The sequence below is a fragment of the Halosubterraneus shenae genome (genome assembly GCF_050510935.1).
Taxonomy (GTDB): Archaea; Halobacteriota; Halobacteria; order Halobacteriales; family Haloferacaceae; genus JBDGPU01.
Window position 1 is genome coordinate 192,510 of the sequence record NZ_JBNLVO010000003.1, and the last position, 13,210, is coordinate 205,719.

Consider the following 13,210-nt stretch of genomic DNA (forward strand, 5'->3'; position numbering starts at 1 on the left):
AGAATGGGTCCCTCTCACGGTGCCTACCCGACGCTCACGGCAGCCGCAGCTAGTCGGCTGGTATTCGAGAATGCACGGCTGACAGTTCGAGAATTCCGCTTCCCGGCCGTGGCCACGGTAAAAAGGAATGCGTCAGTCCGTCCGACCGATCGGCGGATTACGCTTCGGTCTCGATCTCGGTGCCGCGCGTGGGCGCACCGGTTTCGACCGGGAGCCGGAGTTCAAGCAGCCGTTGGTGTACTCGGCTTCGAGGTCGTCGCTCTCGACGTTCTTCGGGAACCGGAAGCGACGGTGGTAGGTCTTCCGCTCGCCGCGACGGTCGTCCTCGTGCTCGGCCGCGATGTCGAGGACGCCGTCGTCCCAGGGGGCGGTGATCTCCTCGGTATCGAAGCCCGGCATCTCGACGCTCAGGACGAACTCGTCGTCCTCCGCAAACAGCTCGTAGTCGTTCCCACCGGAGTCGAAGAGCTTGCCGGCAGGCCGGTGCGCTGGAACCAGGAACTGGCGGGGCCAGTGCAGTGCCATGGCTGATCACCCCGATCCCGGAGAAAACTGATCGTGGTTCGTAGACAACATCGTGCTAATTTGTCGTATAAATAGTCGATGGAGATTGCGGCAATAGGGCTCAACCCCAGAGTATTCCACGTCAGTCGAGGACGCAGCTATGCGTCGAAATCCGGCAGGTCGTCCGGCGCCTCGTAGTCCGCCTCCCAGTCGATGTAGTCCTCCTTCAGCACCTCACAGACGATCTGGCCGAGTTCGGTCAGGCCGGCGTTGATCCCGGAGACGCGCTCCCAGGAGTCGAGGTCGGGATGGATGTCGCGCTGCTTCCAGTCCTCCGGGAGTCCGGGGGCGTGGTAGCCGACGCGGTCCGCGAAGTCGTCCCAGAAGAAGTCGAAGCGGGATATCATGTCGATCTCCTCGACGATCCGCCAGGTCTCCTCGTCGAGGTCGCTCGTCGCGGCCCACTGCTCGAACGCCTGCTCCCACGCGCCGTCCCTGAGGAACTGCTCCATCTCGTCGCGGCGGTACTCGTCGCCCTCGACCTCGGCGTCCTCGTACTCGTTCGGGTCGACGCCGGAGAGCTCCGGCGGCTCCGGCGGATCCACGTCGAGACTCATATCGAACACTTCTCGCGCGGGGACATAAGGGGCGCGCCCCGCGGCCCGCGGGCCGGTGGCGAGTCGCGCGTCGGTGGCGAGTCGCGCGTCGGTGGTGAGTCGCGCGTCGGTGGCGAGTCGCGAGCCGGTGGTGGCGACGACGGCCCGCACCGCCTCCCCGGGATTTAACGGGGGCCGGTCCTACCCGCGGACATGGACAAAACCCGGCGCGGGTTCCTCGGGGCGGTCGGCGCGGCGGCGACGGCGACGGCCGGCTGCGTCGCCCCCTCGAGCTCACGGGGGACTGGGGAGAACCGATACGAACAGGTGTACGAGCAGGTGTCGCCGTCAGTCGTCCGCATCCGGACGTACGCGGACGGACCTCGCGGCCAGGGCTCGGGCTTCTTCTACGACGGGGACCACGTGCTGACGAACGCGCACGTCGTCAGCGGTGCGGACGACATTCGGATCCAGTACGCCGACGGGACCTGGGAGGAGGTCGAGGTCGTTGGCACCGACCCGTACAGCGACCTCGCGGTGATCGAGGCCGGTCGCGACGCCGTCAGCGATCCGCTCCCGCTGGTCGAGGAGCTCCCGGACATCGGCACCGAGGTGCTCGTCGTCGGCTCGCCGCTCGGTCTGGAGGGAAGTGCCTCGCAGGGGATCATCAGCGGCCGGAACCGGTCGATCCCGGGGCCGAACAACTTCTCCATCGCGGACGCGATCCAGACGGACGCCGCGCTCAACCCGGGCAACAGCGGCGGCCCGATCGTCACCCTCGACGGCGAGGTCGTCGCCGTCGCCACCGCCAACATTCCGGGGACGGACAACCTCGGCTTCGGCGTCTCCGCACCGCTCATCGAGCGAGTCGCGCCCGCCCTCGTCGAGGACGGCTCGTACGAGCACTCCTACATGGGTGTCGGGATTCTGGAGGTCGAGCCACTCCTCGCGGCGGCGAACGACCTCGCGGAGGCCCGTGGAGTCTACATCGCCTCGGTCGTCGACGGCGGCCCCTCGGACGGGGTCCTGCAGGGCAGCGACGGCACGACGACGGTCGACGGCACGTCCGTCCCGACGGGCGGCGACGTGGTCGTCGGGTTCGAGGACACCGATATCCGGACGCAGGGCGAGCTCTCGCGGTACCTGGCCCTGGAGACCAGCCCCGGCGACGTCATCGACGTCGCGGTCGTCCGGGACGGCGAGCGGCAGACCGTCGAACTGGAGCTCGGCTCGCGGCCCGAGCCGACCTGATCGGCGGCCGACCTGGTTCGTCGGCGTCGGCGTCGGTGTCGGCCTCGTTGTCGCCGTCGGCGTCTGGGTCGTTGTCGCCAGCACCGTCGCTCTCGCCGTTGCTGCCGCCGTCGCGGTCACCAGCAGCCTCTTGCGGAGACTGCAATACATAAATGCCCGCGCCTCGCAGTCCCCGGTAATGAACGGGAATCGGTTCGGTCGCCTCTTCCAGGTGACCACCTACGGGGAAAGCCACGGCGACGCGATGGGCGTCACCGTGTCGGGCTGTCCGGCCGGCGTCGAGATCTCGGAGGAGCTGATCCAGCGCGAGCTCGACCGTCGCAAACCCGGCCAGTCGATGATCACGACTTCGCGAGGCGAGCCGGACGAGGTGACGATCAACTCCGGGACGCTGGAGGGGCACACCACCGGCACGCCCATCGGCATGGTCATCCAGAACAAGGACGCCCGCTCGGGGAAGTACGAGCCGTTCGTCACGGCGCCGCGGCCGTCCCACGGCGACTACACCTACTCCGCGAAGTTCGGCACGCGCAACTGGGGCGGCGGCGGGCGCTCCTCGGCGCGGGAGACGGTGAACTGGGTCGCGGCCGGCGCCGTCGCGAAGGCGGTCCTCGACCAGTCCGAGTACGACGTCGAGGTGAAAGCGCACGTCAACCGCATCCACGACATCGAGGCGACGGACGTGACCTTCGAGGAGATGCTCGAGCACAGCGAGGCAAACGAGGTCCGGTGTGGCGACCCGGAGAAGGCCGAGGAGATGCGCGAGCTCCTCGAGGAGGTACAGGAGGCCGGCGACTCGGTCGGCGGCTCCATCTACTTCGAGACGCGCGGGGTCCCGCGCGGGCTCGGCGCCCCGCGCTTTGACGGCTTCCCGTCCCGACTCGGTCAGGCGATGATGTCGATCCCGGCGACGACGGCCTTCGAGTTCGGGCTCGGCACGGAGGCGGCCGCGGTGAAGGGCTCCGACCGCAACGAGGACTGGGAGTTCGACGACGGCGACTCGCACCCCGAGACCGTCAGCGAGGAGGGCGATCCCGTCCCCGTCGGCAACGACCACGGCGGGCTCCAGGGTGGGATCACCACCGGCGAGCCGATCTACGGCGAGGTCACGTGGCACGCGCCGACGTCCATCCCGAAAGAGCAGACGACGGTTGACTGGGAGAGCGGCGAGGAGAAGCAGGTGCAGGTCGTCGGCCGCCACGACCCCTCGCTACCGCCGCGAGCGGTCCCCGTCGTCGAGGCGATGATCTACTGCACCATCCTCGACTTCATGCTGCTCGGCGGCCGCATCAACCCCGACCGGCTCGACGACCAGCCCGGCGAGTACGACACGGACTACCACCCGAGCAGCCCGCGGAACGAGTAGGCCCAAAAGGGGGAGACGACGGAACGGCGCCCGTCAACCCTGGCGGTCGATCGAGAGCTGGAAGAGCTTCCCGTTCGCCGAGTCCTCCTGTTCCATGTAGACGCTCCTGTCCCCGCTTTCCGACGGCAGGGCGATGTCCCGCGTAACGGTCGACGGCTTCTCGCCGACGCGTATCGACGCCTCCTCCTCGCCCGACCAGTAGACGTATGCGCTGTCGCCCTCCGCGAACTCGGCCGGAAACGTCGGGCCACCCCTGCTCGAGATAGCGATGTACTCGTTGTCCTGGAACGTGAGCGGCGTACCAGCCTGCACCGTCGGGCCGCCCGCGTGGTCCAACCTGATCGCGGATCGGTCGTCCGTGAGGTCCCCCTGCACGTGGAGCGCGTCGTCGACGAAGTCCGGGGGCGCGACCGAGACGCCGCCGAACTCCGTCACTTCGTACTCGTACGTCACGGTCTGTGACTCCTCCGCGTCGGCGCTCTCCGCCAACTCGAGCACCGCATCGATCGTCCGAATATACCCCGGCGCCACCACTTCGACCGTCACGTCGACCGTTCGGTAATCGACCTCGTCCTCCTCCGCTGCTTCGCTCGGCCCCGTTGCTTCGAAAACGACGACGGGCGGTTCATCGTCGGTAACGTCCGCCCGTTCGAACACGGCGATTTCGCCGATCGCCGACACCGTGGACCTATCGACGATCGGTGGCGTGACGCCGTCGGGGTTGAACCGATGGACGATGCGACTCACTCGCGCGCGATCGGTGAACCAGAGCTGTTCCGTGCCGTCGGCGTTGACGCTTCGCGCGACGTCGTCACCCTCGAGCAGGGTTCCCGCCTCTCCACCGGTGATGCGCTTCTCGGTGACATCGCTCTCGCCCGACGAGCGTTCCTGTTCGATCGACTCCGTCGCCTCGAACGTCGCATCCCGAAGCGTCGCCACGTGCTCTTCAAGCAGCGTCGCTGCCCCGGGGTACTCCTCGTACGGAACCGTGTACTCGGTGGTGGGGTTCGCGGTCGCCGCCCCCTCGGTGTCATTCCCGGCCGAGGGCTCACCAGTCGCTTCGTCCCCACTGCCGGTGCACCCCGCGAGCACGGTGAGCGCGCCACCCATTCCCGTGATGAAATGTCGCCGCTCCATACGCCGGCCACACGTGGTAGATATTTAATAGTAATCGGTGATTCACCAGACGGCAGCGTCGGAGTCGAACCAGTCCCGCGATCGGTCCTCACGCACCTCCCGAGGCTGGCCCGCTCGGAGAATATTGCTCGAAGCGGAATCTCCCATAATTGTTCATTGTGAATCCATGACAAGCCCTAATAGGACCCACATGCAACCTCGGGATACTAGGCCTATGGAGGGCCGGTTTCAACTATGACTGACGAAGAACTCATCTGGCGGATTTCCGGGGGATCTGGTGACGGGATCGCCTCGACCAGCCAGAACTTCGCGAAGGCCCTGATGCGGTCGGGGCTGAACGTATTCACGCACCGACACTACCCGTCGCGGATCCGCGGTGGTCACACGTACACCGAGATCCGCGCGGCCGAAGACGACGTCAAGTCCCGCGGGGACGGCTACAACTTCCTCCTCGCGCTGGGTGACTCGTTCGCCCGGAACCCGGACGAGGACGCCCTCTACGGGAACGAGGAGATCAAGCCCCTCTCCGAGAACCTCGATGACCTCCGCGAGGGCGGCGTCATCATCTACGACGAGGGGCTGCTCGACGCCGCCGAGATCCCGAACTTCGACGAGCGCGTCGAGGAGAACAACTGGCACGTGTACCCGCTCGACCTGCGCGGCCTCGCCCGCGAACAGGGTCGCGAGGTCATGCGGAACACGGCCGGCGTCGGCGCGACCTGCGCGCTCATCGGCATGGACCTCGAGCACGTCGAGGACCTCATGCGCGACGCGATGCCGGAGAAGATCCTCGAGCCCAACATCGAGATCCTTCACACGGCGTACGACGCCGTCAAGGAGGACTACGACGTGGACGCCCACGACGTGACGGTGCCGACCGGCTCCCACGACGAGACGCAGCTGCTGATGTCCGGTTCGGACGCCATCTCGTACGGCGCCATCGACGAGGGGTGCCGCTTCATCGCGGGCTACCCCATGACGCCGTGGACCGAGGTCTTCACGATCATGACGAAGAACCTGCCCAAGCTGGGCGGGATCTCCGAGCAGGTCGAAGACGAGATCGCCGCCGCGTCGCTCGCCGTGGGCGCGTCCCACGCCGGCGCGAAGGCGATGTCCGGCTCCTCAGGCGGCGGCTTCGCGCTGATGTCCGAGCCGCTCGGGCTCGCCGAGATGACCGAGACGCCGGTCGTCCTCGTCGAGGCCATGCGCGCCGGGCCGTCGACGGGGATGCCGACGAAGCCGGAGCAGTCGGACCTCGAACACGTGCTGTACACCTCCCAGGGTGACTCCCAGCGCGTCGTCCTCGCGCCGGGGACCATCGAGGAGGCGTACGAGCAGAGCCGGCTCGCGTTCCGGCTCGCCTACGAGTACCAGATCCCGACGATCCTGCTGTACGACCAGAAGCTCGGCGGCGAGATGCGGAACCTCCCGAAGAGCCACTTCGACCGCGAGCCCAACCCGACGCTCGGGAAGACGCTCACCGAGGAGCAGCTGGCCGACCAGCCGCACTCGGAGGACGGGAAGTTCCACCGCTTCCAGCACGACGTCGAGGACGGCGTCACGCCCCGGTCCATCCCGGGCCAGAAGGGCGGCCGCTACCTCGCGACGGGCAACGAGCACGACCAGACGGGCCACATCAGCGAGAGCCCGGAGAACCGCGTCGCGCAGATCGATCGCCGGCTGGAGAAGCTGGAGGCGATCCGCGCGGACCTCGACACGGAGACGACGGGCAGCTTCCACGGCCCGGACGAGGCCGACTACGGCATCCTGACGTTCGGGAGCCAGCAGGGGACCGTCGAGGAGGCGGTCGACGTCCTGAACGACAACGGCCACTCGGTCAAGTCGCTCGGCGTCTCCGACCTGCTCCCCTTCCCGACCGACGAGGTCGAGGACTTCATCCGGAGCGTCGACGAGGTGCTCGTCGTCGAGATGACGGCGTCCGGACAGTTCCGCGGGCTGACGCAGAAGAACCTGGGGCAGTACGGCGAGAAGCTGTCGAGCCTGCTGAAGTACAACGGCAACCCGTTCGAGCCGGCCGAGATCGTGGACGGCTTCGAATCGGTGATCATCGAGGGCGGCGAACTGGACAGCCAGACGACCACGTTCGTCCCCGCGGCAGGTGACTAACAATGAGTACATTCTCAGCAATCGGCGAGGAACGTGAGGTCGACCGCGACGAGTACACACCCGGCGTCGAGCCGCAGCCGACGTGGTGTCCGGGCTGTGGCGACTTCGGCGTCCTGAAGGCGCTCAAGCAGGCGCTGCCGGAGGTCGGGCGCTCGCCCGAGGAAACGATGCTGGTGACGGGGATCGGCTGTTCGGGCAAGCTGAACAGCTACCTCGACTCCTACGGCTTCCACACCATCCACGGTCGCTCGCTGCCCGTCGCCCGCGCGGCGAAGCTCGCCAACCCCGGCCTCGAAGTGATCGCGGCCGGCGGCGACGGCGACGGCTACGGCATCGGCGGGAACCACTTCGTCCACACGGCTCGGGAGAACCACGACATGACGTACATCGTGTTCAACAACGAGATCTTCGGCCTCACCAAGGGCCAGACCTCGCCCACGAGCCCGAAGGGCCACAAGTCGAAGACGCAGCCCCACGGCAGCGCGAAGGAGCCGATAAAGCCGCTCTCGATGGCGCTGACCGCCGGAGCCTCTTACGTGGCCCGGACGGCCGCCGTCAACCCGAACCAGGCGAAGGAGATCCTCGTGGAGGCGATGAACCACGACGGGTTCGCCCACGTCGACTTCCTCACCCAGTGTCCGACCTGGAACAAGGACGCGAAGCAGTACGTCCCGTACATCGACGTCAACGAGTCCGACGATTACGACTTCGACCGGACGGACCGGGTCGACGCCCAGCGCATGATGCGCGAGGCCGAGGAGGGCCTCTACGATGGCGAAGTGCTCACCGGCCGGTTCTACGTCGACTCCGAGCGTCCCTCCTACCAGCAGGAGAAGCAGGCGATCGGCGAGATGCCGGAGGAGCCGCTCGCGGAGCGGTACTTCGACGAGGACTACGAGTGGGAGCGCTCCTACGACATGTTCCTCGACAAGCACGAGTAGGCGAACGCGGCGCCGCGCCCGTTCTCGAACTCTTATTTCCACCCTCTCGCCAGTGAAATCGGCAGCAGAAACCTCGTTTTTGGGTTCGCAAGGTATTTTTCACGTCGGGCAAAATATAGTAGTATGAGTACCGTGTCGACGGAGGAACGCATCCTCTCCGTCCTGGAAGAGGACGCGCAGGCCTCCTACGCCGAGATCGCGGAGCGGGCCGACGTCTCGAAACCGACCGTCCGGAAGTACATCGAAAAGCTGGAAGACGAGGGCGTCATCGTCGGCTACTCGGCCGACATCGACCCGAAGAAGCTCGCCAGCCAGTCCATCGCGCTCGTCGGGATGGACGTTGCGAGCGAGAAGTACGTCGAGGCGACGCGCGCCCTCAAGTCGCTCTCGGCCGTCGAATCGCTGTACACCTGCTCCGGCGACCACATGCTGATGGCCGAGGTCCGCGCCGACGACGGCGACGCCCTCGGCGACGTCATCTCCGAGGAACTGCTCGAAACCGAGGGCGTCACCGCGGCCCACCCCTCCTTCCTGCAGGAGCGCCTGAAGTAACGATTCGCCGCGTGAGCGGTCCCCGAACGCCGGGAACACTTATGCCGGGTCGCCGTCAGGAACGGCCATGTCCTCCAGCGACGCGAGCGACGCAGATCCACCGGACGGCGCCGGCACGGTGCGACGCGTGCTCGGATCGCTCCAGCTGCCGGTCGCCGGGGCCGGTGTCCTGGTCTGTTTCCTCGCTGCCAGTACGTTCGGGTCGTTGCTCGCGGAGACGCCACCCGGGGACGGGTTCCTCCACGGCGGCGCCCTGCTCCTGAGCTACGTCCTGGGGGTTGGCGGCTTCGCGCTGTTCGCGCTCGGCCTCGCCATCCCGCCAGGTTCGGGGTTCGGGATCCGGTTCCGGCGACCGCAACGGGGCCTGTTTCTCGTCTCGGCCGTCGCCGCCGTCGCGAGCGTGGTCCTCCCGCTAGCCGCGTTCCCGACGGCCCTCGGCGGCGACGTGACCATCGTCCTCGTCGCCTGGGGCCTGCCGACCGCCGTCGCAGTGCTGGGCGTCGCTTCCGGCCTCCTCTGGCGTGCTGTCGAACGGTTCCGAGACCGCGACTACGACTGAGAGCAGCCCGGCCCCGATCACTTCCGCCACACCGGGAGCGGGCGCTTAAAAGGCCGGGGCGCGAACCCTCTCTCGATGGACGGCGAGACGCTCCCGGGGGCCGACGCCGGCGAGGACGACGCGGATCGCGTCATCCTCCACGTCGACATGGACTGCTTTTACGCCTCCTGTGAGCGCCTGCGCGAGCCCGAGCTCGCGGGCGAACCCCTCGTCGTCGGCATGGGGTACGAGCCGGGCGAGACCATCGGCGCCGTCGCCACCGCGAGCTACGAGGCCCGGGAGTTCGGCGTCGACAGCGCCCAGCCGATCTCGCAGGCCCTCGAGAACCTGCCGCGGCGGGCGAACGCTGACCCCGACGACCCGGACGCACCGGACCCGGCGGAGACGGGCCACTACCGCCCCGTCGACATGGAGCACTACAAGTCGATCGCGGCGGACGTGAAGGAAGTCCTCCACGACTGCGCCGACACGGTTCGGGAGGTCAGCGTCGACGAGGCGTACCTCGACGTGACCGCGCGGACCGCGTGGGACGTCGCCGGCGACGCGGAGCCGGGCCCCGAAGCGGCGGAGCCGGGATCGAGCGAGGCCGAGGAGAGCGCCGCCGCTGGCTCCGCGACCTACCGCCGGCTCGCCGAGGGGTACGCCCGCTACGTCCGTGACCGCATCGAGCGCGAGGCGGGCGTCCCGGCGAGCGTCGGCGTCGCGCCGAACATGTCGACCGCGAAGATCGCGAGCGACTTCGACAAGCCCGAGGGCCTCGTCGTCGTGCCGCCGGGCACAGTCCAGGAGTTCCTCGCACCCCTCCCGACGGAGGAGGTTCACGGGGTCGGCCCGGTGACGGCGCGGACGCTCGCCTCGATGGGGATCGAGACCGCGGGCGAGCTCGCCGAGGCGGACGTGGCCGAGCTCGAAGCGGAGTTCGGCGACCGCGGGCGGGAGCTGTACGAGCGCGCTCGCGGCGAGGACGACCGCGAGGTGACGCCGACGGGGCTCCCGAAGAGCCTCTCGCGGGAGTCCTCGCTGCCGGCGACGGACGACGAGGAGCGAAAGCGGTCGACGATACGGGCCCTGGCGGCCGACGTCAGCCGTCGCGCGCAGGAACGAGGGTGTCTCTACCGGACCATCGGGATCAAGGTCATACAGCCCCCCTACGACGTGAATACGCGGGCGAAGAGCCTCTCCGGGCCCGTCGACGACCCCGATCTCGTGGAGACTGTCGCGCTGGAGTTGCTGGAGGAGTTCGAGGGGGAGCAGGCGCGGAAGCTCGGCGTGCGCGTGTCGAATCTGGACTTCGGCGACAGCGACCAGGCGACGCTGGGTGGGTTCGACGGCGACGATGGTGACGTTGGTGGAAACACCGCCGCCGCGGCCGACGGCGAGCAACTAACCGACTGGATCGAGTCCGACTCCAGGAGTACGGATGACCGTGAACGCGGCCGGCGACGAAACCGCGACGGGCAGAAGTCGTTAGAGGAGTTCGAGTAGACCGCATTTATAAAGGTAGTCTGCTTTCTTCGCTTGCGACGCCACTCAATCAGCCTGGAAGGCAGTTGTTCGTGTAGGGTCGTTCTTATAAATGGAGCCGGGCATTGTCGCTACCCGAGACACCACTCAGCATGCCCAGAAAGCCCCAGCCGCTGACCGGTTGCGCTTCTTCGGTTGATCCACGACCTGCGGCGGTACCACCACTCGGCACACCCAGAAAGCCCCAGCCGCTGAGCGGTCGCGCTGCTCGCTGCGCTCCTCACGGCTCACTCGCTAGGCTCGTTCGCCGTTGCGGTGCTAGCGTCGCAGGACGTCCCGCTCAGCGGCTGCCCCTTTCAGTCCCGCCCGGGAGTGGTGGCCGGGGCGTCGCGCGCGGCGGTTGGTTCGCGGGCGACGTCGCCGGCTGTCCGGCGTGCGGTGCTGTTGCAGCGGCGCGCGCGAGCAACGCGTGCGAGGGAGGCCGGTGGCGCGCCGATGCTGTGCAGTCCCGGCGCGCCCCGGCCGAGGCTGGGGAGGGCTGAGGAATTGCGGTTGCTGTGTGGTCGCGGTGCGGTCGCGGTGCCGTCGCGGTGCCGTCGCCGTCGCTGTGCGGTGCGGTCCTGGCGGACTGAAAGGGCGACGACCGGTCGCGCCGCAGGGGAGTCGCTGAGCCGACCCCTATCCACGCCGGGCGGTGCGGAGAGGCGTGGATATGTCGCTCAGCGACCGCGAGCGGCCGAGGGCTTTCTGGGTGTTTGCGGTGCTGTCAAGAGCGAGCCCGTTTCACCTGACCAAACCGACTTCTATGAAAGAGCGGCCGAGGGCTTTCTGGCTGTTGGTGGGTAGTGTAGCAGCGTCTGCATCTGGCCATCCAGTATATAAGTGCGAGCGGCCGAGGGCTTTCATGCTGTTCCGGTTGAGTGTAGCAGTGTCTGTACCCTCACAGCTGTTTTATAAGCAAGGGCTGCCGAAGACGACGAATTGCTTCAAGAATCGGCCGCATGCATTTAGGAACTACACACCGACCACCGACACATGCCCGACGAAACGCCCTCGGACGTGAAACGGATCCTTATCATGGGCGCTGCCGGCCGCGACTTCCACGACTTCAACACCTGCTTCCGCGGGCGCGACGACGTCGAGGTCGTCGCGTTCACGCGGGCGCCCGGCCAGAACCTCGGGGAGGCGACCGACGACGCCGCGGACGGCGACGACGCCGCAAACGCCGCAAACGCCGCCGACGACGCTCGCCGATACCCGGCCGAACTCGCCGGCGAGGGGTATCCGGAGGGGATCCCGATCCTCCCGGAGGCCGACCTCGAAGCCCTGATCCGCGGCGACCATCCGGCCGTCGACGGCCCGGCAGACGAACCGGCGGACGAACCGGCCGCGACGAACAGTTCCCCCTTCGTCGACCGGGTCATCTTCTCCTACTCGGACGTCTCCCACGAGCACGTCATGCACGCGGCCTCCCGCGCAGTGGCGACCGGTGCCGACTTCGGGATACTCGGCCGGGACCACATGCAGCTCTCCGTGGACGTGCCGGTCGTCGCTATCGACGCCGTCCGGACCGGTTGCGGGAAGTCCGCCCACGCCCGCGAGGTTGCGACCGAACTCGCCGACCGCGGCAACGACGTCGCAGTCGTCCGCGAGCCGATGCCCTACGGCGACCTCGTGCGCGAGCGCGTGCAGCGGTTCGCGACGATGGACGACCTCGACGAGGCGAACCTGACGCTCGAGGAGCGCGAGGAGTACGAGTGGCACGTCGACAAGGGGCACGTCGTCTTCGCGGGCGTCGACTACGCCGACGTGTTCGCGCAGGCGACCGACGAGGCCGACGTGCTTGTCTGGGACGGCGGCAACAACGAATTGCCCTTCGTCGACGCGGACGTGAACCTCGTCCTCGCTGACCCCACCCGCCCCGGCCACGAGCGGCGGTATCACCCCGGCGAGGCGAACCTCCGGTCGGCCGACGAGGTCTGTCTGACAAAGCTCAACAGCGCGCTCCCGGACGACGTCGCGACCGTCACGGAAAACGTCCGGGAGTTGGCCCCTGACGCGCGGATCCTGCGCTCGGATTCGGTCATCACGGTCGAGGACCCGGAGCGGGTTCGCGGCGCTCGCGTCCTCGCCCTGGAGGACGGGCCGACGGTCACCCACGGCGAGGCCAAACACGGGGCCGCGATGGTCGCCGCCCATCGGTACGGTGCCGCGGAGTGCGTCGACCCCGAACCGCACGCCGTCGGCTCCATCGCAGACGCGCTCGCGGAGTACGATCATCTCGACCGCGTGCTCCCGGCGATGGGCTACACCGACGAGCAGATCGCCGAACTCGAGGAGACGATCCGGGGCTGTGACGCCGACCTCGTGCTCGCGGGGACGCCCTGTGACGTCCAGCGCGTGCTCGACGTCGACACGCCCATCCTCGACGTCGACTACCGGTTCGAGCCGGTCGACTGGTCGTTCGGCGGCTTTCTCGACCGCTACGCGGACAGACTTGGCGACGCGGTCGAGTGATAAGCGTCGCGACCCGGCGCGGTTCGTACCCGGTGCGGCCCGTGCTCCCGCGGTCGGCGGAGGCCGACGACCGCGCGCGAGCTCGATCGGTCCGCCGACAGGGCCGGATTCGCTGCTTGCCCCCACCATCACGCCGCCCGCGCCGACTCCCGCGGTGGTGCGCGACCGGCGCACCACCCCGCTATTTATAAGTAAA

General features: G+C 68.0%; 10 protein-coding genes and 1 pseudogene. 8 read left to right on the plus strand and 3 right to left on the minus strand.

Annotation, left to right across the window (positions count from 1 at the left end; genetic code table 11):
* Positions 1 to 157 precede the first annotated feature (157 nt).
* Both ACQE3M_RS07375 and ACQE3M_RS07380 read right to left on the minus strand, forming a co-directional pair.
* A pseudogene (locus tag ACQE3M_RS07375) lies at positions 158 to 557 on the minus strand (Hsp20/alpha crystallin family protein).
* Between the two features lie 105 nt (positions 558 to 662).
* Positions 663 to 1,121, minus strand: coding sequence for a hypothetical protein (locus ACQE3M_RS07380; RefSeq protein ID WP_430504952.1), 459 nt, complete (start codon positions 1,119 to 1,121; stop codon positions 663 to 665).
* A gap of 192 nt (positions 1,122 to 1,313) precedes the next feature.
* Here ACQE3M_RS07380 and ACQE3M_RS07385 point away from each other — a divergent pair, with 192 nt between their 5' ends.
* Positions 1,314 to 2,351 carry a S1C family serine protease gene (locus ACQE3M_RS07385; RefSeq protein WP_430504953.1) on the plus strand — a complete coding sequence of 346 codons (1,038 nt, stop codon included), beginning with the start codon at positions 1,314 to 1,316 and terminating at the stop codon, positions 2,349 to 2,351.
* A gap of 178 nt (positions 2,352 to 2,529) precedes the next feature.
* Positions 2,530 to 3,717, plus strand: coding sequence for a chorismate synthase (gene aroC, locus ACQE3M_RS07390; RefSeq protein ID WP_430504954.1), 1,188 nt, complete (start codon positions 2,530 to 2,532; stop codon positions 3,715 to 3,717).
* A gap of 33 nt (positions 3,718 to 3,750) precedes the next feature.
* Here aroC and ACQE3M_RS07395 read toward each other — a convergent pair whose 3' ends face one another.
* Entirely contained in the window at positions 3,751 to 4,854 is a 1,104-nt protein-coding gene (locus ACQE3M_RS07395; protein WP_430504955.1) for a hypothetical protein, read from the minus strand.
* Between the two features lie 234 nt (positions 4,855 to 5,088).
* On the opposite strand from ACQE3M_RS07395, the gene ACQE3M_RS07400 reads away from it, so the two are divergent.
* From ACQE3M_RS07400 to ACQE3M_RS07425, 6 genes are all read left to right on the plus strand, one after another.
* Positions 5,089 to 6,981, plus strand: a complete 1,893-nt coding sequence (locus ACQE3M_RS07400; RefSeq protein WP_430504956.1) for a 2-oxoacid:acceptor oxidoreductase subunit alpha — start codon at positions 5,089 to 5,091, stop codon at positions 6,979 to 6,981.
* Between the two features lie 2 nt (positions 6,982 to 6,983).
* A complete protein-coding gene (locus tag ACQE3M_RS07405) occupies positions 6,984 to 7,922 on the plus strand; it encodes a thiamine pyrophosphate-dependent enzyme (protein ID WP_430504957.1) in 939 nt (312 codons plus the stop codon).
* 123 nt (positions 7,923 to 8,045) lie between these two features.
* Complete coding sequence (lrpA1, locus tag ACQE3M_RS07410; RefSeq protein WP_430504958.1) at positions 8,046 to 8,474, plus strand: HTH-type transcriptional regulator LrpA1; 429 nt, start codon at positions 8,046 to 8,048, stop codon at positions 8,472 to 8,474.
* A gap of 67 nt (positions 8,475 to 8,541) precedes the next feature.
* Positions 8,542 to 9,033 (plus strand): hypothetical protein, encoded by a 492-nt coding sequence (locus ACQE3M_RS07415; protein WP_430504959.1) that lies wholly within the window; start codon positions 8,542 to 8,544, stop codon positions 9,031 to 9,033.
* Positions 9,034 to 9,108: 75 nt separating this feature from the next.
* Complete coding sequence (locus ACQE3M_RS07420; RefSeq protein WP_430504960.1) at positions 9,109 to 10,518, plus strand: DNA polymerase Y family protein; 1,410 nt, start codon at positions 9,109 to 9,111, stop codon at positions 10,516 to 10,518.
* Between the two features lie 1,014 nt (positions 10,519 to 11,532).
* Positions 11,533 to 13,014, plus strand: coding sequence for a GTPase (locus ACQE3M_RS07425; protein ID WP_430504961.1), 1,482 nt, complete (start codon positions 11,533 to 11,535; stop codon positions 13,012 to 13,014).
* Positions 13,015 to 13,210 lie beyond the last annotated feature (196 nt).